The sequence below is a fragment of the Alteribacillus bidgolensis genome (genome assembly GCF_002886255.1).
In the GTDB taxonomy this organism is placed as follows: Bacteria; Bacillota; Bacilli; order Bacillales; family Marinococcaceae; genus Alteribacillus; species Alteribacillus bidgolensis.
Window position 1 is genome coordinate 2,287,600 of sequence record NZ_KZ614149.1, and the last position, 24,189, is coordinate 2,311,788.

The 24,189-nt window shown below is 36.7% G+C and carries 20 protein-coding genes and 3 pseudogenes; 2 read left to right on the top strand and 21 right to left on the bottom strand.

Features of this window, described 5'->3' with window-relative positions:
- Positions 1-318 precede the first annotated feature (318 nt).
- The 4 genes and pseudogenes from CEF16_RS11450 to CEF16_RS11465 form a co-directional block, all read right to left on the bottom strand.
- Entirely contained in the window at positions 319-969 is a 651-nt protein-coding gene (locus CEF16_RS11450; RefSeq protein ID WP_091581248.1) for an SDR family oxidoreductase, read from the bottom strand.
- A gap of 484 nt (positions 970-1,453) precedes the next feature.
- A complete protein-coding gene (locus CEF16_RS11455) occupies positions 1,454-1,729 on the bottom strand; it encodes a MerR family transcriptional regulator (RefSeq protein ID WP_091581245.1) in 276 nt (91 codons plus the stop codon).
- 658 nt (positions 1,730-2,387) lie between these two features.
- Positions 2,388-2,648 (bottom strand): biotin/lipoyl attachment domain-containing protein, encoded by a 261-nt coding sequence (locus tag CEF16_RS11460; RefSeq protein WP_091581242.1) that lies wholly within the window; start codon positions 2,646-2,648, stop codon positions 2,388-2,390.
- A 295-nt stretch (positions 2,649-2,943) separates the two neighbouring features.
- A pseudogene (locus CEF16_RS11465) lies at positions 2,944-4,080 on the bottom strand (diflavin oxidoreductase); the annotation flags it as partial.
- Positions 4,081-4,824: 744 nt separating this feature from the next.
- Between CEF16_RS11465 and CEF16_RS11470 the strand changes: the two are divergent.
- Positions 4,825-5,493, top strand: coding sequence for a TetR/AcrR family transcriptional regulator (locus tag CEF16_RS11470; RefSeq protein WP_091581237.1), 669 nt, complete (start codon positions 4,825-4,827; stop codon positions 5,491-5,493).
- A 341-nt stretch (positions 5,494-5,834) separates the two neighbouring features.
- Here CEF16_RS11470 and gucD read toward each other — a convergent pair whose 3' ends face one another.
- The 16 genes and pseudogenes from gucD to CEF16_RS11555 all read right to left on the bottom strand — a co-directional run bounded on the left by gucD (position 5,835) and on the right by CEF16_RS11555 (position 22,429).
- Positions 5,835-7,301, bottom strand: coding sequence for an alpha-ketoglutaric semialdehyde dehydrogenase GucD (gene gucD / locus CEF16_RS11475; protein ID WP_091581234.1), 1,467 nt, complete (start codon positions 7,299-7,301; stop codon positions 5,835-5,837).
- A 47-nt stretch (positions 7,302-7,348) separates the two neighbouring features.
- Complete coding sequence (locus CEF16_RS11480; RefSeq protein ID WP_091581231.1) at positions 7,349-8,284, bottom strand: AEC family transporter; 936 nt, start codon at positions 8,282-8,284, stop codon at positions 7,349-7,351.
- A gap of 76 nt (positions 8,285-8,360) precedes the next feature.
- On the bottom strand, positions 8,361-9,158 hold the full coding sequence (locus CEF16_RS11485; protein WP_245917840.1) for a 2-keto-4-pentenoate hydratase: 798 nt from the start codon (positions 9,156-9,158) through the stop codon (positions 8,361-8,363).
- A 22-nt stretch (positions 9,159-9,180) separates the two neighbouring features.
- Positions 9,181-10,278, bottom strand: coding sequence for a zinc-binding dehydrogenase (locus tag CEF16_RS11490; RefSeq protein ID WP_342750471.1), 1,098 nt, complete (start codon positions 10,276-10,278; stop codon positions 9,181-9,183).
- Positions 10,279-10,533: 255 nt separating this feature from the next.
- The gene (locus CEF16_RS11495) at positions 10,534-10,782 is read right to left on the bottom strand and encodes a ferredoxin (protein ID WP_091581228.1); all 249 of its coding nucleotides are present in this window, start codon (positions 10,780-10,782) and stop codon (positions 10,534-10,536) included.
- A 104-nt stretch (positions 10,783-10,886) separates the two neighbouring features.
- The gene (locus tag CEF16_RS11500) at positions 10,887-11,759 is read right to left on the bottom strand and encodes a 2-oxoacid:ferredoxin oxidoreductase subunit beta (protein ID WP_091581226.1); all 873 of its coding nucleotides are present in this window, start codon (positions 11,757-11,759) and stop codon (positions 10,887-10,889) included.
- Positions 11,740-13,503 (bottom strand): 2-oxoacid:acceptor oxidoreductase subunit alpha, encoded by a 1,764-nt coding sequence (locus CEF16_RS11505; protein ID WP_091581223.1) that lies wholly within the window; start codon positions 13,501-13,503, stop codon positions 11,740-11,742. The genes CEF16_RS11500 and CEF16_RS11505 overlap by 20 nt, the downstream gene beginning before the upstream one ends.
- 124 nt (positions 13,504-13,627) lie before the next feature.
- Positions 13,628-14,044, bottom strand: a complete 417-nt coding sequence (locus tag CEF16_RS11510; RefSeq protein ID WP_245917841.1) for a Rieske (2Fe-2S) protein — start codon at positions 14,042-14,044, stop codon at positions 13,628-13,630.
- A gap of 15 nt (positions 14,045-14,059) precedes the next feature.
- Positions 14,060-15,199 (bottom strand): amidohydrolase family protein, encoded by a 1,140-nt coding sequence (locus tag CEF16_RS11515; protein ID WP_091581219.1) that lies wholly within the window; start codon positions 15,197-15,199, stop codon positions 14,060-14,062.
- Between the two features lie 279 nt (positions 15,200-15,478).
- The gene (locus CEF16_RS24865; protein ID WP_170031845.1) at positions 15,479-16,417 is read right to left on the bottom strand and encodes a BCCT family transporter; all 939 of its coding nucleotides are present in this window, start codon (positions 16,415-16,417) and stop codon (positions 15,479-15,481) included.
- A gap of 11 nt (positions 16,418-16,428) precedes the next feature.
- Entirely contained in the window at positions 16,429-17,028 is a 600-nt protein-coding gene (locus CEF16_RS24870) for a BCCT family transporter (protein WP_091581214.1), read from the bottom strand.
- Between the two features lie 68 nt (positions 17,029-17,096).
- A pseudogene (locus CEF16_RS25305) lies at positions 17,097-17,701 on the bottom strand (NAD(P)/FAD-dependent oxidoreductase); the annotation flags it as partial.
- A 639-nt stretch (positions 17,702-18,340) separates the two neighbouring features.
- Entirely contained in the window at positions 18,341-18,535 is a 195-nt protein-coding gene (locus CEF16_RS11540) for a hypothetical protein (RefSeq protein WP_091581206.1), read from the bottom strand.
- Between the two features lie 15 nt (positions 18,536-18,550).
- Positions 18,551-19,750: a Ger(x)C family spore germination protein gene (locus CEF16_RS11545; protein WP_091581203.1), complete on the bottom strand. Its 1,200-nt coding sequence runs from the start codon at positions 19,748-19,750 to the stop codon at positions 18,551-18,553.
- The gene (locus CEF16_RS11550) at positions 19,743-20,849 is read right to left on the bottom strand and encodes a GerAB/ArcD/ProY family transporter (protein ID WP_091581200.1); all 1,107 of its coding nucleotides are present in this window, start codon (positions 20,847-20,849) and stop codon (positions 19,743-19,745) included. Before CEF16_RS11550 ends, CEF16_RS11545 begins: the two co-directional genes overlap by 8 nt.
- Positions 20,846-22,429 (bottom strand): spore germination protein, encoded by a 1,584-nt coding sequence (locus CEF16_RS11555; protein ID WP_091581197.1) that lies wholly within the window; start codon positions 22,427-22,429, stop codon positions 20,846-20,848. The genes CEF16_RS11550 and CEF16_RS11555 overlap by 4 nt, the downstream gene beginning before the upstream one ends.
- A 597-nt stretch (positions 22,430-23,026) precedes the next feature.
- On the opposite strand from CEF16_RS11555, the pseudogene CEF16_RS11560 reads away from it, so the two are divergent.
- A pseudogene (locus CEF16_RS11560) lies at positions 23,027-23,196 on the top strand (IS3-like element IS655 family transposase); the annotation flags it as partial.
- A 207-nt stretch (positions 23,197-23,403) separates the two neighbouring features.
- Here the strand turns inward: CEF16_RS11560 and CEF16_RS11565 are convergent.
- Positions 23,404-24,102, bottom strand: coding sequence for a sporulation protein (locus tag CEF16_RS11565; protein WP_091581195.1), 699 nt, complete (start codon positions 24,100-24,102; stop codon positions 23,404-23,406).
- Between the last annotated feature and the right edge of the window lie 87 nt (positions 24,103-24,189).

Sequence of the window (24,189 nt, forward strand, 5' to 3'; positions counted from 1 at the left end):
CACAACTTTTTGCAAATTTGTTCTATAACTTGCTTCTGAAAGCTTTTATTTTATGTATTTTAGTGGTCATTGCGGTTCTTTTTTAATCGATGCACTCGCTTCCTTTATATAATTTCCATTTAATATCCAATACTATCCGAATTTGCTGATTTACTCGCCGATCAGAGCAAAATACTATCCGAAAATATTCATTTACTCGCCGATAATCACCAAATACTCGCCAAACGTTAAACAAAGAATTAGAGCCTCTGCTCCAACCTTTAACAAAGATAAAAGACAATTCACCTACACCGGCAAATTGTCTTTCACGGACAGCATTTAAATTGAATGTATTGCATCCTTAATAGGCTTCGTTCCAGTCACTACCTGAAATTCCTTTCCGATCGTTGTCTCATTTTCAAGACTGGCCACGATGACTTCAGCCACGTCCTCTCTAGGAACTTCACCTCGCTCCACTTCGGACGCTGCCTCCACTTGACCGGTTCCTTTATCATTTGTCAGCCGGCCAGGATGTATAATCGTATAATCCAAGTCCGTCTGCTTCAACCACTCATCCGCATAATGCTTTGCTGCAACGTACGGTGCAAAGGACGAAGAAGCAGCCTGGATGGCTTCACGTCTCGTGTCAAACGAACTAATCATGATAAACCGTTTCACGCCAGCAGCTTTAGCTGCTTCAATGGTTTTTACAGCACCATCCAAATCAATTAAAATGGTTTTGTCTTTCCCTGTGTGCGGCCCTGAACCTGCTGTGAATATAATGGCGTCGACTCCCTCAGCAGCTTTTGCAATGGTTTCGATGTCCTCTTCCAGATCTACCACTACAGTTTCCGCTCCCAGCTTTTCAAAAAAAGAGGCTTGCTCCTGGTTACGAATCATTGCTTTTGCTTTCAGACTGTTACTATCCTGAATAAATGAAACAAGATGTTTTCCAATTTGGCCATTTGCTCCAACAACAAGAACTTTCAATGCCTTCACCCTTTCTAAGTAAACTAAATCAGACTTTAATTATCGTTAACTTTATTGTAAATTGAAAAAAAGAAGATGTCTAAAATTACGGCCGCTTATCCGAATTATTTTTTAAAACCTCTCAATCAGCTAAGAAGAAAATCATCATCAAAGCCAAATACTCCTAATTCATTAACCTCATTCTTTGCATTTTTTTATAATTTGCCATGCAAAAGTGAGAGAATCCGGCGGGAAGTCCTCTATTATGAGTATAACCAGGTGGAGTAACAGCTGTACCAAGTAATTCTTCTAATTCTGAACATTTCATTGTTTTGCTTGGAGAAATGCCTAGATTTATTTTTTATAGAAGGGTCATTTCCAGTCTATTTTTTAAATTATCTCCAGCTCATGTGCTTCTACAGATTTCTTCTCCGTTCTTTTTCTTTTAACAAACTTCTCGTAGAGCTCTTCCTTTTTGTTTTTTTCTAAATTGCTTTGATAAAAATCAATCTTTGTATTCAGCAGGTCTAAGTTTTTGATACGTTTCCAGTTTTTTCATTACATTAACCCTATGGTCAATAAAAATGCCTATTAATTCAACAGTGCCTTCATCACCTAATTCCCATAGCTCTTTATACCTTTTCAAATCTATTAAAGACATTCCCGTTTCTTTTATGTTCAATAAAAATTCTTCCCACAGCTTATTTTCTTCTGTATATTGCCGGATATTATTTTTATCCCGCTTTGGTGTCACTAATTCTTCTTTTTCGTAAAATCTCAGCGTATGCTAGCTTATCCCTATCGTTTTTACCAGCTCCCCTATACGGTATGTCACTCTTTTATACCTCGCTTTATACGATTAATAAGTTTCTTTGTAAGTCTTATCAGCTTACATTTAAACCATACTACTTAGAGTTAACTCTAAGTCAATCAAAACTAGGCAGCTTTCACAGGTATGTAGACGTGGGCGCGGGCAGAACATGTGCACCGCTTTTTCTCTCGGTTCAATGCTGGAGCTGTTTGTTCTTTTAATCAACTGTTGACGTGTTCGAAGGTATACGTTCTTTATGTGAATGTAATAATGTATTTGATAAAAGTCATGTAAAAACAAATAAACTTCCATAATCAGAAGTTTATTTCCTTTTTAGGTCGAATATGTTAGATAGATTGAGTTTATATCGGTGGTTATTAAGAAAACGGAAATGAATGAAAATAAACCTGTTACAGGAAAACACCTTTTATTCTAGAATGTGAATCCCTTATTTATATCTATTATTATGAATTGTAACAACGTCGTGCCGTTACGGCTCTATAAATAGTAAACTGATTATTTGCAGCTTATAATCAATGTGGAGGTAATGTATAAACCTCCTACTTCAATAACTTTGTAAGAAAAAATCGTATATAACCACTATAATTTTTCCAGACAAAGTAGACTGTCAATCACTTCCTGTAATAATCAAATCATCAAAAACGATTCCAATTATTTGCTCTGAAGACACTTCCGTCCCCTTTTTAACGTAGAGAGTTTGGATGGTCCCACTGACCCCTATATTAACTACTTCGGTTTTTCCACACTTATTTCGAATCTTGGCTATTTCTTCCCATTCATATACGTAGTCGTCTGGCTTCACGCACACACTTTCCACTTTCCCATCACATGGACTATGTATGGAAGCACAAGGTCTCGTTTTTTCCATCAATATCCCTCCTTAGAAACCTTTAGTCACGGTGGGATTTCTCTCCTCAAGAGTAGATACTCTTTTAAGTGACTTTAGTACTGAGTAACCGTTGAGCAGCAATAATATTGTAAAAGGTGGTGCTGCCACGATCGCTACTATTTTTTACTTCATCCAGTCCTCCTGCGAGTAAAAAACAATAGTATAACCTTCAAGTATAGCTACCCAGGAAATCTTTAGTTGTTTAGTAGGATTTAGTTTTCTCCATTACTTAACCTGCATAAGACGTTCCTGTCTCTTCTCAAACGCCTGCGTATTAGTATACATCGCGCTGATAACGTTTTTCTTTTTTCATGTTGTTAAGGTATTCTTCTGCTTGTTCAGCACTTATTCCGCCCTCTTTTTCGATAATCTCAAGGAGTGCATTGTGAACGTCTTTGGCCATTTTATTCTTATCACCACAGACGTAAAAATATGCACCGTTTTCCAGCCATTCGAATAATTCTTTGCTGTTTTCAAGCATGCGGTGCTGCACGTACACTTTTTGGCCGATATCACGTGAAAAGGCGAGATCTAATTTTGTGAGCACCCCATCATTTAACCATTGATTCCATTCATTTTTATAAAGGAAATCTGTTTCATAATGCTGCTCACCGAAAAACATCCATGCTTTTCCTCCAGCTTGTTTTACTTCTAGCTCTTGCATAAAGGAACGGAATGGCGCGACACCAGTTCCCGGACCGACCATGATGATCGGTGTTTCACGATCTTCTGGAAGGAAAAAGTGTTTGTTTGGCTGCACGTAAAGGGACACTTTATCCCCTGGCTTCACCCGCTCGGCACAATAAACAGAGCAAACCCCTTTTCGTTCACGTCCGTTTGCTTTATAACGAACCGCACCGATTGTTAAATGAACTTCACCCGGTACCGCGGCAAGACTGCTCGCAATCGAATAAAGACGCGGCCCCTTTTTACGGAGAATGGAAACGACATCTTGCACGGGAACATCTTGTAAATTGTACTCCCGAATCAAATCGAGCAAGTCTCGGCCTACCATATATTCTTTTAATTCCGCTTTATTTTCAGATCCTAAAAGCTCATCAATTTTCTCGCTCTCTACGAGTCTTCCTAACTTTTTCAAAATCGCTTTCGTCACATCGGTAATATCCAATTGTGTTAAAAGCGCTTTCTTAAGAGGATACGTTTCTTCCTCTCTTCCCGCTTTAACCGTCACTTGTTCTTCTGGATCCCAATTCGTTTCTTCCAAAATCATATCGACAAGTTCTGGATCATTTTCTGGATAAATCGCAATCGTGTCCCCTGGTTCATAAGAAAGCCCAGAATCTTCTAAGGTAAGTTCAAGGTGACGGGTTTCTTTGTTTGAACCTGGTCCATTCAAATTAATATTTTCAAGCACTTCTGCTGGAAACGGATTTTGCCTTGAGTACACTGTTTGCCTTTTTTCAGTTTGCAATACTATTCACCTCACAAAAGAAAATGTATACTAGTTTTGTATGATTGCAAATCTAATATCTTCCCTCGATTCGCGCACCGACAGAAGTCGATTAGTTTCATTATATAAGCATGGTCCCTTCACTCAAAAATCCTCTATTGCTTCATCATCTGTAGCTGTATTTTCGAAGCCATTATTTCTTCATTATTAACTAAAATATCTTCTACAATCTTGTCTTTGAAAGCATTTCAGAGATCTTGATATTTTAATGATCGCGATTTCTTAATCACAGTATAATCCATTTCATAGTTTTTGTAAATATCAAATTTTTCGATTATTTACTGAGATTACCTTTTCAATGTATTATCTACATTATCAAAGAAACTCCTAATGTCGATATCAACCACAGAGTGGAGTTGCGCCTAACAACTCCCATCCAAAACGCGAAGTATAGGCCTCTGTCATTAAAGGCGTGAATATTAATGGATAACTATCAAGGTCAAGGGCGGTATATAGCTAGCGTTTTCAACTTGTTCAGTTTTAAAAATTGTGTTATTATCATAATAAAGTTTGAGATCGTGATCATAAATTTTATTGTGATAATATTACTTACGAAATTAACTCGAATAATTAATATATTACACGTTTTATGTTAAATGCGTAATATATAATTTGATTTATCTTTTACTATTGGACGCACAGTCCATTAATGACTTTTTTGGTTTAAACAGGGAGGAAAACTTAATGGCAAGAAGTGAAATACAAATTGAACGAATGTTAAATTATTTTATTGATGCAACAGCCAAACTAATAAATGAAGAAGGAATCAAAAATATCAGTATAAGAAAAATTGCGAAGGAAGCAGGATACACAAGTTCTACTATCTATAATTATTTTTCGGAAGTTTCCCATCTCATATTTTTTGCAGGAATGCGCTTCGTAGAGAGCTACATTGAGGATTTACCTAAATATAGTGCAAGAGCAAAAGATCCATTAGAAAAATATTTATTAGGGTGGGAATGTTTTTGTGACCATTCATTTAGAAAACCTGACTTATATCATGCAATATTTATTGCTGATCTAGGAGAACCTCCGGAGGAACTCTTAAAATATTACTATTCCATGTATCAGTTTGATACTCTTCATCTTCCAGAAGAGTTAGAGGGGATTCTTGCTGAGCAAAATTTAGATGAAAGAAGTAGAGAAGTTCTAGAAAAATATGCAGAAAAAGGTGTATTTAAAAAAGAAGATGTTGAAAAACTTAGTGAAATTACAATCTTCATATGGCAAGGAATGATCACATCTCTACTTAACAATCGAGTAACTTATACACCTGAAGAAGCTTCAAGAAAGACGATGGAATATATACGAGATATAACCTTAAATACGGCAAATATAATAGAGAGTAAGTAATTAATCTTATTGTTATAGAGGTAGAAAACAGTTTTGTTTTTCTACCTCTTTTTAGTACAAAGAGGTAAGGGTAATACTAAAACTAGAATGCGTGTATTTTAATAAAAGAAGCTTTAGTTATGTGCAGGACCTTCCCCTTACAGCGAATAACATAATCAATAGAAGTGCTCATCAACACTGATATCATTATAACGTGAATGACAAGCAAAGCAGCAAAATCGTTTTTAGACTTTGTTAATCCATTTTTCATCTTATAACTCTACTAAATTCCATATAATCAAGGGTCAAATAAATATCCCTTAATAGGATTTTTTCTCCTATTAAGGGATAAATAAATAATATTAACCTTTTACAAATACTGTTTTAATATTTGTGAAAAATTCGATGGCTGCTTGGCCTTGTTCGCGTGAAAGAGAACTAGATTTTTTCATACCACCAAATGGCGCCTGTAATTCTACACCAGCACTTTCTGCATTGATACGAACAAGTCCAGCTTCCATATCGTCAACGAAATCTAGCATGTTTTGAATATTTGATGTAAAGATGGAGGCACTAAGTCCAAATTCAACATCATTGGCAAGATCAATCGCCTGTTCCATGTTATCTACTTTCATGAGGGCAAGAACCGGGCCAAAGATTTCTTCTTGTGCGATCGTCATATCTGTCGTCACACCGTCAAATACAGTTGGCTCCACAAAGCATCCCTTATCAAGACCTTCTGCTGTGATACGATTTCCACCGACGAGAAGCTCTGCCCCTTCATTTTTTCCTTTTTCAATATAGGAAAGGACGGTATTTAGTTGGTTTTCACTAGAACATGGCCCCATCCAAATGCCTTCTTCCAAGCCGTCACCAACTTTGATTTCTTTTACTTTAGCAACTAACTTTTCTTTAAATTCATCATAAACCGTACTGTCTACAATCACACGGCTTGTGGCTGTACATTTTTGCCCTGTTGAACGAAGACCACCGCTAATGGTTGCATCAACAGCAAGGTCAAGGTCAGCATCTTTTGCAACAATAACAGGGTTTTTACCGCCCATTTCTAACTGATATTTAGCACCGCGTGCAAGCGCTCCTTGACCAACTTGCTTTCCTACATTATCTGAACCAGTAAATGTGATACCATTAATATCAGGATGATCTATAATGCCTTGTCCAATAACGCCTCCTGAGCCTGTAACCATATTAATAACACCAGTTGGCAATCCTGCTTTATGGAAGCATTCAATTACTTTTGCTGCTGTAACGGCTGTTTCGGTTGCAGGCTTTAATACAACTGTATTACCATATATAAGCGCCGGGGCCATCTTCCAAATTGGAATCGCAACTGGAAAATTCCACGGTGTAATCACTCCCACAACTCCTAAAGGTGTTCTACTTGTGAACATAAATGCTTCATTATCGGTAGAAGGAATTACATCTCCTGTTTTACGCATCCCTTCTCCAGCATAATATCGAAGAATGGCCACCCCGCGAGCGGTTTCGCCTTTCGCTTCTTGGAAGGTTTTCCCCATTTCTCTTGTCATCGTTTCTGCCACTTCTTCTATTCGTGATTCTAACACATTTGCCACTTTATAAAGGTACTTACCTCTTGCAGGAGCTGATAATTTTCTCCAAGCTGCTTGTGCGTTTTTTGCAGAGGTAACCGCATCATCTAAATCTTCTTTCGTTGATTTTGGCGTATAACCTACGATTTCATTTTTCTGAGCTGGATTAATACTAGCTTGAACTTCATTAGTTGAGGAAGACTGCCATTTCCCGTTTATATAATTCATATATGTTTTGATTTCTGTGTTAACTGTCATTCAAATCAACCCTTTCTGTAATTCCGTTTTAAAACAATATTACATTATTAAAAAAATTTACTTCCTAAGAAAACAATAAAAGGAACAGTCCATATTGCACAAATCGTTGACACAACTGCCGCTTTTACCCCGATTTCTTCATCTTGTGCATAACGTGCTAATAACACTGGCGCGATTGTCATTGTCGGCATTGCAACTTGGATAATAATTACTTGCTTCATCAACAAGGAAAAATTGGTCAACGAAATAAGCACAATGGTTAAAGCTGGGAAGAATATTAATTTAAATAGTATAGGCAATGTTAATTGACGTATTGACATTGCTCCCTTTTGTTCAAGCATCACCTTTATAAGAATTCCAATGTAAAGCATGCCAAGAGGGGTAGCTAAGCTGGCTAACATCCCATTCAATTGTACAAATAATTCTGGAAGTTGAATGTCAAATATGATAACCAATAAAGCCATAACTATTGAAATCGTTGGTGGATTTATTAATTGTTTAAGAGATGCAAGCGAAAACTTATAATCTTTTTGTATTATAGCAATAGCTACTGTAAACAAAATTATACCTAACCCTGTATCAAATGCTGCTGCAAGCAAAGCTCCTTTCGGACCAAATAGGGCTGCACATAAGGGAATCCCAATAAAGCCCGTATTTCCTAACCCAGAAATAAAAGCTATTTTCTTTGCATTACTAGAAGAGTAGTTAAACATTCTTGCAAAAAACAACCCTAATATTAATCCTAATAAACTAATGATGACAGCGAATATAAAAATAATCACCAGCTGAGAAAGCAGCCCATTCTCCACAGTCGTATTAAAAGCACCATCTAAAATAATGCATGGAATCGCTACATTAAGCATAATACTTATAAGCAGCTGCTTTGATTCATCTGTAATTTCATTGGTTTTTGCAATAATATATCCAATTACAGAAATAACCGCCATAATAAACATAGGACCTAAAATAGATAGAAATATCAAGTGAAGCTCTCCTCTTAAGAAGCAAAAGTCACGTTCTTTCTTTACAATTTTTATAAGAACTATCTATAGATCCTAATTAGTTTTTTGTGAATGTAACTTTCACTTCTCCTAAATGTTCAAATACAGCTGTAAATTCATCGCCTGGTACAACATCAATAGTAGTAGCAAGGGCTCCAGAAAGAATTACTTCTCCAGCTTGTAATGATACATCAAACTCTGCTAATTTATTAGCTAGCCATGCAACACCAGCTGCAGGATGCTCCATAGCGTTTTTTCCTATACCTTCTTTCATTAATTGACCATTTTGATATACTTTCATAGAGATATCAGGAAGATTAACTTCATCCACTGAAACAGGTTTATCTCCGAGAACATAAAGACCAGAAGATGCATTATCTGCAACGGTATCTTGCAATTTCACATTCCAATCTTTTATTCTGCTGTCAATTATTTCAAAAGAAGGAAGAACATAATCTGTTGCTTGAAGAACATCTTCAACGGTAACATTCGGACCCTGTAAATCTTTTTTTAACACAAATGCAATTTCAGATTCGACCTTAGGCTGAATGACATCATTAAAGGACACCTCATGGTTATTTTCAACAATCATATTTTCAAATAAATGACCACAATCTGGCGTATCAATACCATACATGACTTGCATGTCACGAGAAGTTAAACCAATTTTTTTACCAACAATTTTAACTCCTTGAGATTGTTTTTCCTGAACCACTTGCAGCTGAACTTCATAAGCTTCGTCTAACGTTAAATCTGGATTCACGTCAGTTAATGGGTTAATCGGTTTTTGACTCTTCTCAGCTTCAATTAAATAATTGGCAAGATCTTTAACTTTTTTAGACACTACTCTAGTCAATAGAGAACCCTCCTCTTATGAATTAATCCTTCGGCTTATTTTGCAATATGACTTTCCCGAATTTTTCTGACCTTTTAAAGTATTCCTGAGCGTCTCGCGCTTTTTCTAATGGAAAAACCTTATCAATAAGAGGTTTAATTTTCTCTTCACGAATTACATCTAACATTTGATCGAATTCTTTCCGAGTACCTAACGTGCACCCTATGATTGAAAGATGTTTTAAATAAACTGTACGAATATCAAGCTGTGTAACCGCCCCACTAGCAGCACCAGATGTTGCTAACCGTCCCCCATTTCTTAATACCTTCAAACAAGTTGAGAATAAAGGATCCCCCACAACATCCAGTACAACATCAACCTTGCCATCCGCAGCCTTTATAACATCATCTGGTAAAGTTGTTGATTTGTAGGATAAAACCTCACTTGCTCCCAGTTCTATCATTTTTTCTTTTAAAGATAAATCTCTTACTAGTGCAATGACATCTGCACCAAATACTTTTGATGCAATTTGAACTGCATAGGAACCAACACCACCAGTAGCCCCTGTAATAAGAATTTTTTCTCCAGGAACAACGTTACTTTTTTCAAGCATATGCCATGCAGTAAAACAACTAACAATAAAAGAAGAGCTTTCAACATAACTAGACAGCGGCATTGCTCTGCACAATTCTTTTGGCCATGTAATATATTCGGCGTAACCACCATCACACTCAGAACTCATTAACGTTATATCATCTGCCATATGTTCTACACCATCAGGGGCTGAAGAAATAAATGGAAATAACACTACTTTTTCTCCCACACATGCTGGATTGATATTTGCACCTACATCTACGATTTGCCCCGCAACATCTGTTCCAGGAATACGAGGAAAAGAAATAGCCTCTCGCTTCCAACCCGCTTTTTCGCTTGATTTCGTATCAGTACCGTAACCACCTTCACGCAATAAAATATCTGAATTATTTAAAGCACAGGCATATATTTTTACTAGTACCTCATTTTCCTTAGGAATGGGTACAGGTACTTTCCGTTCCTCAAGCTTTTCTACTCCTCCATATTCCGTTACAGCTACAGCTTTCATTTTTGATGGAATTGATTGCAACAAACCATTTCTTCCCAATTTTTTCTCTCCTTACTATTTCACTGCTTTGATTCTTCATTTTTTACCCAGATTGTTACCCTATTCATTTGTAAAAAACTTTAGAAAAACTCGGCTTACCGCTAAGTCCAAATGGCAATATACTTTGATCCTTTAACAAGGTTAAACTTTCCTAGAGTATAAAATATTGTCTATAACACTATTGAGTTCTTTTAACACTTTTTAATAGAAATCTAGAACGAGTACGGATGTCCTTACTTAAACATACCTAGAGAGTTATTCTTCCCTGTCAGGATTACCATCAAAAGGTACTGAAGCTACTTTAATAGAGTCGGTTGGACATCCTTCAAAAGCATCCATCATATCTTCCTCGAATTCATCAGGTATGCTGGCTGTTCCTTCATTATTATCTAATATTACAAACGCAAGACCTTCTTCATCGTAATCATAAATATCAGGAGCTGAAGCACCACAAGCACCACAAGCAATACAAGTTTCTTTATCTACGATAGTATATTGAGCCATCTGAGCTCGCTCCTCTCTATTTTCTGTTTTATCCCAGGCCTTTGGAAATAAGATTTAAAAACCTAAGATATTTTTTCTAGAATCGCCGCATATTAATCCATTCGTCACATGAATTCACTCATCAATTTATCAAAATGGTTCGGATGAAGTTCAATGTCTGAATGGGCCAGCGGCTGTTCAGCATATCCATTTGCGAGATCTTGATACGACGGACGTTCTTTGTCTTGATAAATAATACCTTTTACAAGACTTTCATGTTCGATTATTGTTTCCATAGCCATTTCACGGCTGGAAGGATCGTACTCTTCTATTTCATTCAGACTGATTAAATGTTCTTTAAACCAGTCATAGGTGTTTACCTTATTATAGGTAACGCAAGGACTGAACACATTTATAAAAGAGAACCCTTTATGTTTAATTCCTGCTTCAATAATGGCAGTCAAATCTTTTAAATCTTTTGAAAAGCTTTGAGCTACAAATGTTGCTCCACTTGAAACAGCCAATTCCATTGGCGACAGTGTTTTTTCAATTGCTCCGTGCGGTGTCGATTTTGTTACAAATCCAGCAGCAGAACGTGGAGAAGTCTGCCCTTTTGTCAGTCCATAAATCTGATTATCCATTACAATATAAGTGAGATCGATATTACGGCGCATCGCATGGACTGTGTGGCCCATCCCAATTGCGTAGCCGTCACCGTCGCCGCCAGAAGCAATAACAGTCAAATCTCGATTCGCCATCTTGACACCTTGGGCAATTGGCAGTGAACGCCCATGAATACCATGAAGACCATATGATTTAATATAACCTGAAATCCTCCCTGAACAGCCAATTCCAGAAATAACAGCCATATTTTCCGGTGTAAGTCCTGCACTAGCTGCAGCACGTTGGATCGCTGCCTGAACAGAAAAATCACCACATCCAGGACACCAATTAGGCTTTACATCGTTTCTAAAATCTTTAAACGTAATGGTAGACATGTTTCAACAGCTCCTTGCTTGCATTGTAAAGATGAATTGGCTGAAATGGATTACCGTCATATTTTAATAAACTCTTCATTTTATCTGTATATCCAACATTCATCTTTATTAATTTTTCTAGCTGACCAGTGGCATTGTTTTCTACAACAAGCACATTTTCAGCAGCTTCGATAAATGGCAGTACAGCTGTGGCAGGAAACGGATGGATAAGTCTAATGTGCATATGGTTGACTTTTATACCTTCTTCTTCAAGACGACTCATTGCTTCTCCAATTGCTCCAAGTGTTGAATTGAATCCAACTAGCAAAAGTTCAGGTTTTTCATGAGGCGCATATACTGTAATAGGATTTGGAAAACGTTCTGTTAGTTTGTCTAGCTTACGCATACGCTTATCCATTTGCAGCTTCCGATTAGCTGACGCTTCCGAAGGCTTTCCTGTTTCATCATGCTCTACACCTGTCACATGATGAATGCCATTTTTTGTTCCCGGTATTACTCGTGGAGACACTCCATCCTCCGTCAATTCATATCGTTTAAAATACGCTATTTCATCTTCTAGTACAATTTCATCTGTTTTCAGTTTTCCACGGCGAATTTCTATATTATTGAAATCGAATGGCTCAACTGTTTGCTTTCCTAATGAAAGCTGCAAATCAGACAGTAAAATTACTGGGCATTGATACTCTTCAGCGATGTTAAATGCTTCAATTGTATCGTAGAAGGCTTCTTCAGCTGTACTCGGTGCTATCACCACTTTAGGAATCTCACCATGGGTTCCATAAATCATCGCCATTAAATCTGATTGCTCCTGTTTCGTCGGCAAACCAGTAGAAGGACCTCCTCGTTGTGTATCCACAACCACAAGCGGAGTTTCAGTCATTCCTGATAATCCGATTGATTCCATCATTAGAGAAAGTCCGGGACCAGCTGAGGCGGTAAACGAACGGGTACCGGCGTAGTTGGAACCTATTGCCATGGTAGCCGCTGCCATTTCATCCTCTGTTTGAATGACGGTTCCGCCCAATTCCGGCAGCTTATCAATGAGATATTCCATGATCTCAGAAGCCGGTGTTATTGGATAGGCTGCCATAATACGGACTCCTGCTGCGAGCGCTCCGAATGCAATTGCATCATTGCCGATCATAAATAGACGCTGCTGTCCATCTGCCTGAGCTAGTGCTAGTGGAGTCGGAGCATCCCCTAAATGTTCTTCCATAAAAGTATAACCTTGATTGATTGCTTCCATGTTTTTTTGAACGACCGTTTCGCCTTTTTTACCGAACATTTCTTTAACAACATCAGCAAAAACGGCTGGATTGAGATTAATAATGGCACATGTTGCTCCAATAGCGACCATATTTTTCATAAGTGGTGTACCAAGTTCAGCTGCCATTTCAGTGAATGGCACAGAGTAAAATTTCGCTTCTGTATCTTCCGGTTTAACCGGTTTAAATTTTGAATCAGCAATAATAATGCCATCACTATGAAGTTCATAATAATTCAGATCAATTGTTTCCTGATCAAATGCTAATAATATATCAAGGTCATCAGCAATTGTATTAACTCTACTGGTACTCACTCGAACCTTATTGTTTGTATGGCCGCCTTTAATACGAGATGAAAAGTGGCGGTATGCATATAAAAAATAGCATAATCGGTTTAAAGCTTTGGAGAAGATTTCTCCCGTACTCTCAATACCTTCTCCCTGCTGGCCCCCGACTTTCCATGAAAGTTGATGTTTCATCAATTTCACTCCTCATTATATAAGGCCAACTGAAGCCCTAGTAAAAATGTAAATACTTTTGTAAAAAGATCGTGATATAAAAATGATCACGATCTTTTTATATCAATAAAAAAACCTTTTATTTTTATGATACAATACAATTGGTAGTTTCAATTAACGAAACTGTTTTCGGCTCTTTATTAAGATACAAAACAATAGAATTCCCCTCTTGACGTACATCATAAGTCTTTATTTTACACTTTTCTGCATCAAACATAGATTCACCTGTTTTAATATCAAATCCCCATCCATGTAAAGGACAGCGTAAAACCTCATTGTGTTTTCCATATTGATACGTATGAGGATCACTTGGCAGCATCGTTCCATCTACCGAACCATATACCATTGATGCTCCCTGGTGTGGACATTTATTTCGAACAGCATATAACTGACCATTTATATTAAAAATAGCAATTTCTGATCTATCAACTTTTACTAACTGTCGTTCTCCAGGTTTTAAATCCTCTGCTGAACACACATTTACTCTTTTTAATTCATTCACTTTTCTCTCTCCTTTCTACCGATTGAAATCGTAAGTGTTTAAAGCGTTTTCATAGAAAATTTTATGTTTCAACTCTTTCGGAAGAGTACTGAATACCCGGTCTGCTTCATCTCCATCCCAGTGAGGATAATCACTACTGTAAAGAAGCATGTCCTCGGCTCCAGCCATTTGAATAACTTCTAATAAATCTTTAGGACGGAATGGTTCTTCAATGGGCTGCGTAGCTAAACGTACATTGCTTCTAATATATTCGCTTGGTCTATTTTTCAACCATGGTACCTCATCGCGCAGCGCCTTCCAATTCTTATCTAGTCTCCACATTAGACCTGGGAGCCAACCCATTCCATACTCTGCAAAAACGAACTTAAGCTTTGGAAATCTTTCAAATACTCCTTCGCAAACTAAGCTAGCGATATTTCTTTGAGCCATTAACCCTAGGCAAGTATGCCATTCCATATAAGTTGAAGCTGGTCCTACTGCTTGAGAAGGGCTGTTTTCTCCTGATTGCTCTGAATCTGGATGAACTAGCATTGGCAGTCCATATTCTTGTGCAATTTCATAAATAGGATATAAATTTCTTTTACCGAATGGAATACTCGTTGTTTGCAGGTTCACGGCTACAACTCCAGGTTTTTTCCCTATTCTTTCAATTTCCTTTACTGCTGCTACAGGATCAAGTGGGGATACAAGCATAGACATCTTGTACCGGCTATCTTTCTCACACCAATTTTCATACTGCCAATCATTATAAGCAGAGTTAAATCCATTCGCGACGTCTACATTATGGAAAGCTCCCATTGTAGCATTAGCAGAATTTAAAATGGCATATTGTGTATTAGTACGATCAAGTAAATCTTTTGCTACAAATTCTGGATCAGCCCCAGGGATAGAACCATTTGGTGCAAATGCATCCAAACGTAATACGGATAATGGATTAATATATCGGCACTCAGGAAAACGAAACTCTGCAGAAGAAACAACTTTTCCATTAAATGCTTTTTTCTTGAATGGCCCAATATTCAAACGTTTTTGTAAAGACTCGTCACAATAAGGAACAAGTTCTTCAATAGAATCAAAATATGCATGCACATCAGAATCAATAACCAACTGTTTTTCCTTAGTAGAACCTGTAAGATTTTTTTCCATCATTGCCATTTTAAATACACCTCTCTTAATAATCGTTTTTTAATTTTCACTGATCACTAAATTATCTTCTACAATCCCATCTTTGAAAACGCTTTTAAGATCTTGATATTTTAATGATCGCGATTTCTTAACCACAGTGTAATCCATTTTATAGCTTTTGTAAATATCAATAAAAGAAATTTTTCGATTATTTATTTGGGGTACCTTAAAAACTTTAAAATGCCAAACATCTCGTTATATAATTGAAATAAAAGATGTTTGGCATTTTTATCAAGTAAGAATATCTACTTATTTTGCTTGTTTATTCGTGTTCATATTTTTTTCAGTTGAATGGATTGAATAGGATTGAAGCGATTGATTTGCGAGTTTATTCTTTTTTATATCTTTCATAATGGCATAGCTCATAAATACCATAAGAATATAAAAAGGGAATGTAATAGCAATAATGACGTTTTGCATAGCCTCAAGACCGCCACTCATTAGTAAAACTGCAGCTCCGCCAGCAAAAGTAATTCCCCATATCATTTTAATTTCATTAGGCGGATCAGTATCACCATTTGTACTATACATACCTAATGTAAAGGTTACTGAATCTGCAGAGGTAATGAAAAAAGTTGTAATTAATACTACAGCTATAATATTTAATAGAAAACTAGCAGGGAAATAATCCAACAAGGCAAATATAGCTACTGATGTATCGTTATTAACTGCATCCATTAATGAAGTTAATCCTAAGTTATGAATTAGGTGAAGAGCATTTCCTCCAAAGACAGAAAACCAGACGATCCCTATTGCTGTTGGAACAACGAGAACTCCGATGACAAACTCTCTAATGGTTCTGCCTTTCGATATTCTAGCAATAAAGCTTCCAACAAATGGTGTCCAAGCACACATCCATGCCCAATAAAACACAGTCCATGTTTCAGTCCATGTATTTTGAGCAAACGTTTCTAAATGAAGACTTGCAGGAATAATGGTCCCTATATAACTTGCTGTAGAATTGATAAGTTTATTAATAATCTGAACAGATGGTCCTAAAAGAAAGAGTATAGACAATAATAAACAACCAAGAAGCATATTTACATTCGACAAATATTTAATTCCACGATTTAATCCTGTTGATGCTGAAATTAAAAATAGAGCGGTTAAAATTCCTATTAGTGTGATTTGAGTAGAAAAAGTATTAGGAACATCCCATATAAAGTTAAGACCACTGGTCAACTGCATTGATATCATTCCTAAAACAACAGCTGTTCAAGAGCAACCATGAACACTGCATAACTGTCAATGCTCTTACCTAGGGGTCCATAAATTCTGTCTCCTATAATTGGATATAAGATAGAGCTCGGTAATAATGGTAATTTTTTTCTATACAGGAAATATGCAAGACACAATGCGACAATACCATAGATAGCCCAAGCACCTAATCCCCAATGAAAAAAGGAATATTGAATCGCAGCGTCAGCGGATTCGGCCGTTAAACCTTCACCAAAAGGAGGATTTTGGTAATGAGAAACTGGTTCAGCTACGCCCCAGAACACTAAACCGACTCCAATGCCAGCACTAAATAACATCGCAATCCAAGACAGTGTGCTAAATTCTGGTTTATCCGCGTCATCTCCTAATCTGATACCCCCATGCTTTGAGAAAGCTAGGTAAAAGCAGACGACAAGGAATAAGAAGCCGCCTAGAATGAAAACCCAACCAAAATAACTTACGATGCCGCTAACGATATATGAAAATGATTCATTTACAAAATCATTAAAAAAAACTCCAAGTATAATAAATAACAAAGTAGAGGTCATAGAAGTAATAAATACTGCATTTTTTTTCAACAAATAAAATCACTCCATAATAAAAATCAGAAACATCCAAAAAATGAAAAAAATGATCGATTGTACTTCGTTCACTCATTTGTTTGGGACATTTTAAGTAAGGATTGCCGCTTTACTCTTTTCTTTTTTCTCCCATAATACTTTTTACTTTGCAGCGGTGGAACACAGGCATTTAGATCAATGAAAGGTTTTGCATTATTAACGGCTGGTGGTACATCGCAAAAACCAGCTGCAATTAACTTCCCTTTTCCGGAATATGTGGCAATATCACCTACTGCATAAAGGCCTTTGATGTTTTTTGAATGGAGGACAATTGTATTTTCTCTATTTCTAATCCCCACTCTTTAATTGGACCAAATGAGGAAACAAATCCATACTTTACGGTTAGATGGTCAAGATCGATTATTTTTTTGCTTTTCCTTTTTCAAGAACATTGGATTCCATTTTCTCACCATTTCTAATAACTTCTTTTTGTTATATGGTGTTTTTACTTTTACAATGGAATTCATCAATTTTTTAAAACTATGTTCATGAGCTCGACTTTCGGAATTCCCCAATATCAAAGATATATTTTTCTGGATACAATGCTGTCTATTGTCCGCCGAGCTGGGCATAATAATTTTTACTTTCATTTGGATCATTCCACCATAATAACTGTAAATAACCCAACAGGTCCCCACCAATAATGGTGATATAAACTTCTTTATTTGTTTAATGCCTCCTTCATATGGTTATAGATTTTATTATTAAAAATTAAACCAATATAACAGTTGGGCAAAAAAACAATTAAGGTATTATCATAAACTTTTAACCTCCAATTTCGTTTTATTTTTCTGTCAGCGCTTTCAAATTTGAATGGATATATCGAAGTACATATCCATTCATGTTAAAGTTTTAAGTTTAATGAATCACGATTTTATTAAGATCGCGATCATGATAATTGAATAAATTTATATTATCATAGTTGAATATAGTAAACAACTTTTAATTTATGAATTTTTTTAAAAATTTAATTTGTTTAAACAAGTGTATATGTAACAATAGGATAAAACTTTATTAATACAATTTTTTTGATCGACATAACTAGGTTTGTTTTCTTTACGTTGTAAATTGTCAAAACCCTGACGCTACCCCTTTTTATAAAATAGACTTTTATTAAGTAATTACCTTAGCATCCGGGAAAACGTGGATATAACACATTAAGATAATGCAAATAAAGCCTAATTTCTCCTTTAAAATGTCGAGAAATAAGGCTTTTTATATTTCATAATATGATAAGAGCATGTGTTCAAAGAAGAACGGCTCGCCTTTTTTATTAGTTATTCTTATTATTAGCATTAATATTTTTCGATGATAAATCTTCACTTTTTTCCTGCTTTTTCCACGGCGGATCCCCATAGTTGTGTATTTTTTGGTTTAGCTTATGGATTACCATAGGAAGTAACAAAGATAATAAAGCAGAAAAGAAAGCCATGTTGGAGGGTAATCGATCGATTATTTTTTCCCACATCGTCTTCCCTTCTTTCTATTGTTTTTCACTTTTAATAACTGATCCGGAATCCCGAATGTTTGCTTCTGCTTGGACTTTAATTGTACTATTGGAAAAATAGTTTTTTCCATAATCCCAGTCTTGTTTGACCTTTTCCCATGTCCGATAATCCTCTCTTTCAAGATAGCTGCCTAATCCAAGAGCATCAACTTTTAAATCTTCTTGAAAGGTTTTAATCGTTTCAGTTACTTTTCGTTCAATTTCTTTTTCTACAGCGTCTTCCGCTTCGGATTCAATCTTAGGGTTCGAATAATCAAGACGGCTAAAAGACTCTCCTATTTTTCCTTCTGTCTTAATTTTAATTTCAAATTGAATGTTTTCTTTATTCTTCACATCGACTTTTACGGCACTTTTTTCCTCTTTGATTTCATAAACAATTAGGTCATCCTTTACCTTTGTTTTTAAAACCCCTCCTTCATATTTACCGGTTATAAAGTTTAGACCTTCTGTTATATCACTATTAATAAAGTCTACCATTTGATTGTTATGACCATGAAATACGGCTGCCCCTGTCATGTTAATCTTTTGACCTTCTTTCTTTATTTTTGGAACGACAAAACTTGCTTTCTTTACCAAATGCTCATGAATATCACCTAACCGTTTTTCCGGGATCATTTTTGGATTTTGATACATATTTTTATTAACGGAACCAATATACATGATTGGGAGATTTTCAGGTACTGGTTCAAAATCCAACACAGGACCTGCCTCATCTTCTGCAATTATGACGGTTACCCCTCTTCGTACCATACCCTCTCTTATGTAAGGATCGAGAACATTACCGAATGCTTGAGGGGCCTTTGCAACATTTTCTGAAATAATAATTGATTGCAAATGGTTATAGAATGGTATTCGACTTAGTTCTAATGCCAAATTGAGTTCTTGCTCCACCATACTAACGCCTTTGAATGACATATTTTTATACGCTTTCTCTTTTCCACCACCGCTTTGGTCAGAACTTCCTTGAGACATGAAGGCAGGAACTACGATTTGATACGTTCCTTTATACCGGTATTCCCCTCCCATTTCTTCCGATTCCTCATCTGTTTCATCTTTTAAATCAATGGCCACCCCAACTAAAAAACCGCGATCTTCAATTTCCACTCGGTCCCAACAGCCGGCTAAGAAAAGAGGAAGTACTCCAAAAAAAATGAGGTAGAACAAAACTTTACCCATTACCTTTGATCCCCCTTACTTTTGCTAGTAACAATAAAGAGGTTGGAAGTAAAATCCCCACTAGGAAAAAAGAGTACGACATGAATCTTTCCATTGTGGATATTTCTATAAGGTCTTTAGGAAACATAGCTATCAGGTAAACAATAGGCGTTAGAATGAAAATAAACGTTATTTTTTTCACCTGTTTAAACAGCGAACCAGCGGCTATTAACGCCGCATCATACGCTAAGGATGCCGTATTAAAAATGGCCATACTCCAAATCGTAAAAAATAAAGATTCAAAACGTCCTAAAAAGCCTCCTGGCACCTCTGCTGCTTTCGCTAATTCGATTGTAGGATAAATGATTGTTCCCGTAGTTTCTGCTGAGAAAACACCAATGGCCACCGTATAGATGACTAAGTATAACCCTAACGGTATGCATGCACCAATCATCGCATATTTCTGCACCTTTTTTGGTCTGTCCACGAGTGCAATATAAAAGAAAAGAATCTCAAAACCACTTAAAGCAAACAAGCTATCCTCGGCCCCTGATAAATACCCTTTCCAACTGGTGGTAAAAAAAGGAGATAGATTTTTGAAATCAAAATTAACCAAATTCATCCCAGTCACTAGTAAAGCAATGAAAACTATAATGGGTAAAAACAACAAATTTAACCGGATGACACCCACTCGAGAACCTGAAACAGCATAGACTACTACTAGTAGAAATAGTAACGAAATGATCTCTCCCGGAGTCCGTTCAAGCAAATACTGTCTAGCAATGACCGAAACATATCTTACTTCATAGGCTGCCAATAGGAGAAAGTGAACACCCAACAATATCGTGAGCACTACGGCAACAGGTTTTGAACAAATCTTAGAGGCGTATGTAAAAAACGTCTCTTTTGGAAAACGGGCAGCGAGTTTGGCAATGACCGCGGTAAAAAAAACTATACACATGCCCGCCATTATCAGAGAAACCCAGCCGTCAACAAAATTCGTTACTTTTGCCAATGTATTAGGTATGGTAAGGATCACGATTGCAATGGTAAAGGAAGGAATAATGTATATAAAGTCTTTTTCTCCAATTTCCTGATCTCCATATTCAAAAGGTTTCATGATGATGGCCGACCTTTCTTCATCCCGATTCGCTTTTGATCATTTGTCTGCATATATGCAGGGCGTGTTTTCAACATAGTGATCGGACTGCGGAGCACTAGGTCTTTCCAGTCACGAGAAAAACCCGGGGCAAACGGTGTCGTATAAGGAACCCCTATACTTGTTAAATTTACCAGGTGTATATTAATAACTATGTAAACCAAAATCATCCCATAGAGTCCAAAAAGAGCAGCTGCCCCCATTAAAGTAAATCGAAGCATGCGAAAAGCAAGGCCGATACTGTAAAAGGGCAGCGAAAATGAGGAAACAGCTGTAATCGCTACGATAATTACCATAATGGGGCTTACAATACCAGCTGCTACTGCAGCTTCACCAATTACAATACCTCCTACAATGCCAATCGTTTGCCCAATCGGTTTAGGTAAACGAATACCTGCTTCACGAAGCAATTCCATCGTTGTTTCCATTAATAACGCCTCCACAAAAGCAGGGAAAGGAACACCCTCCCTAGATGCAGCAATAGAAAATGCTAATTCAGAGGGAATCATCCCTGGATGATATGTCACAAGGGCAATGTATAGAGCAGGTAAAAAAACGGAAATAAAAGCTCCAAGATATCGCAACATACGAATTAATGAAGCGACCGCCCACCTTGAGTAATAGTCTTCTGGGGACTGTAGTGTCTCTCCAAAGGTCTCGGGGGCGATTAAAGCGAAGGGGGTCCCATCTAATAAGATGGCCACTTTTCCTCGTAAAACATCTTGAACTACTTTATCCGGCCTTTCCGTAGATGCTACTTGGGGAAACGGTGATAAAAAATTATCCTCAATCCATTGCTCAATATAGGCTGTATCTGGGGCATCATCCAAATCAATCGATGCTAGTCTTCGGTTTACTTCCTGAACAATAGCAGGATTTACAATGCCATCGATATAGATTAGCACAAGCTCTCTTTTTGAACGTCTTCCTATTTTATATGATTTAAACCGTAAGTTCGGATCTTTAATATATCGACGAATCCGCACTGTATTGGTCCGCAGATTCTCAATAAATCCTTCCCTCGGTCCCCGAACTAGCACCTCTGTAGACGGCTCTTCAATACTTCGGTTTTCCCATCCTTTACTCCCAATAATCAATACTTGGTCGGTTCCATCTATATATAATGCAGTATCTCCGGAAAGAATGGAATTTGAAACTTCATCTAATGTGAAGACTTTTTTCACTTCACCGACGGAAAGGATTTTGTTATAAAATTGATCGACAATATGAACGGAATTGACTGTTAATTTTTTTTCACTTTCTACGGATTCTATTTGAATATTCTTCATAATTTGTTCATTCAGGACCATTTTGTCAGCTAACCCTTCTATATACACGATGGCACATCGATGGTCCGTATTTCCAATCGTAAATTCCCTAACTATTAAATCACTAGGGCTCTCTAACATCGCTTTAAGGTTATGAAGATTTTTATCAAGATTGGAGAACAATTGAAGAGAAAAATTTTCTTGTTCCTCTGATGCTGACTGTACTGATTGCTTTCTGAGCTTTTTTCGTTTTAAAAAAAAATTAGAAACCAATGTCTTAGCCTCCCCGTTCACTCTTTAAATGGATGGTTCCGGCTGTATCCATATGACTGAATGACCATGCCCTTACTCTGAAAATTTGTGTTCATCATAGAATGTGTCAATTTTAACAGCATTATTCTCAGATTCCGGCCATAATGGAAATTTCTAGGGTTCATATTTTTTACTCTTCTGTCAAAGAAAATCAAGCATGAAAGTCCATCGAGAGTCAATAGAACGGGCAAAAGAATGTTTTCAACATAAATTGTTTACTCTAAGTGGTAGCATCAGGTGGATTTAAAATTTAAGAGTCACTAAATACAATAAAGCCTAATTTCTCTTTTAAAATGTTGAGAAATTAGGCTTTTGTTACTTCTAAAGAGCGTCTTCCGTATTATAAGGTCAGCCAGTTAATTTATATTTTCTGGTTATAGGCTTTATTCTGTAGGTAGCCGGGATAGGACGCTTGCACCCTTGGCTGTCCCTCCTACTTGTAGAAACAGGTTTGAGGCTGGTTGAGACCTAGATCTCGTATAACAAGCGAAACTATGACACTACAAGATAGGGTTAGGGGTTACCGTTGAATTTTAATTTCGGAGAGGTGATTATCCCGCTGATCATGGGACGAAAGTAGATGTGATCCAGAACAACCGTCACAAATACTCGGTATCAGCAATGTGCGACATCCTGCGAATTCCAAGAAGTACTATTATGAAGCTAAAATCCGTGATGACCAGCATGAAGAACTGACTACCCTTATCAGAGATATTTTTAAAGACAGCAGCTTGGACCGATCTAATGATCCCAATCGGTGAGTAAAGAGGTATTTATGGACTAGGATGTCTGCAGGGTCAAAATAAATTATATATTTAATGATAGTTATAATGCAGTTAGAGAATAAATTTAACCCCCCTATTCTGTAAAGATTGGGGGGCCTAGGGGTTTTATCCTAAATGTTTTGCTCGAAATGTTCATGCTCACTCGTTTAATTAATTTCCGTCAGCGATTAGTGGACGGAGATTTTTTAATTGTTCACTTAAATCATCATCCCGATATATAGGAAAATGTTTAACGTGGTCTTTGATGTAAATGTAAATATGAATATCTTTTTCGTTTCCAACAAAATAAATCTTAGTCCCCTGATCATTTACTAAATTGAAAGTCTGTAAACAATGGGTCGGATTGTTGCCTTCATTTATTTTGTGCCTGCAAACACCGCTTATCATATTATGTGTATAACCGTGATCATTTAAATGCCTTAAAATTTCATCGAGCCATGGATCGCATACGATGAAATCATGGGTTTCTACAGGGTGATTGATAAAATTAATATCTAATTCTGTTTGAATGGACACTTTTTGTTTTCCAAATGTAACCGGTGTATAATATGGCAAAATTAAGGAAAATGGAATCACTTTCTCTTCATAGGGGTTAACTGTTACAGCATTTGTAATTTCGATTTCTACAATCGGTTCAGTGACATTACGAAAATCTGTTGTATCATCATCTTCTTTATCAAATTCTGAATCAATATGAATATATATTTTTGATATTTTTTGTTCTGTGTTCCCTCCGAATATATGAACCTCGCCTTTGGTTTCTTTGCCACGCTCAATACTGCTATCTAAAAGCACTGTATTTACTTTTGCAGAGCCAATGCCAATACTCGATAATATTTTTTTAAACATATTTCCTCTCTCCCAATTAACGTCTATGATATCTGGTGTAAAATCCCCTTAATGATTCTATTTTCTATTGTATTTTTATCTTTATTA

Coding starts and splice junctions, on each gene's coding strand:
- CEF16_RS11460 (WP_091581242.1), bottom strand. CDS start 2,648: ATGGAAAAAACGAGACCTTGTGCTTCCATACATAGTCCATGTGATGGG.
- CEF16_RS11470 (WP_091581237.1), top strand. CDS start 4,825: ATGGCAAGAAGTGAAATACAAATTGAACGAATGTTAAATTATTTTATT.
- gucD (WP_091581234.1), bottom strand. CDS start 7,301: ATGACAGTTAACACAGAAATCAAAACATATATGAATTATATAAACGGG.
- CEF16_RS11495 (WP_091581228.1), bottom strand. CDS start 10,782: ATGGCTCAATATACTATCGTAGATAAAGAAACTTGTATTGCTTGTGGT.
- CEF16_RS11500 (WP_091581226.1), bottom strand. CDS start 11,759: ATGTCTACCATTACGTTTAAAGATTTTAGAAACGATGTAAAGCCTAAT.
- CEF16_RS11505 (WP_091581223.1), bottom strand. CDS start 13,503: ATGAAACATCAACTTTCATGGAAAGTCGGGGGCCAGCAGGGAGAAGGT.
- CEF16_RS11515 (WP_091581219.1), bottom strand. CDS start 15,199: ATGGCAATGATGGAAAAAAATCTTACAGGTTCTACTAAGGAAAAACAG.
- CEF16_RS24865 (WP_170031845.1), bottom strand. CDS start 16,417: ATGCAGTTGACCAGTGGTCTTAACTTTATATGGGATGTTCCTAATACT.
- CEF16_RS11540 (WP_091581206.1), bottom strand. CDS start 18,535: ATGTGGGAAAAAATAATCGATCGATTACCCTCCAACATGGCTTTCTTT.
- CEF16_RS11545 (WP_091581203.1), bottom strand. CDS start 19,750: ATGGGTAAAGTTTTGTTCTACCTCATTTTTTTTGGAGTACTTCCTCTT.
- CEF16_RS11550 (WP_091581200.1), bottom strand. CDS start 20,849: ATGAAACCTTTTGAATATGGAGATCAGGAAATTGGAGAAAAAGACTTT.
- CEF16_RS11565 (WP_091581195.1), bottom strand. CDS start 24,102: ATGTTTAAAAAAATATTATCGAGTATTGGCATTGGCTCTGCAAAAGTA.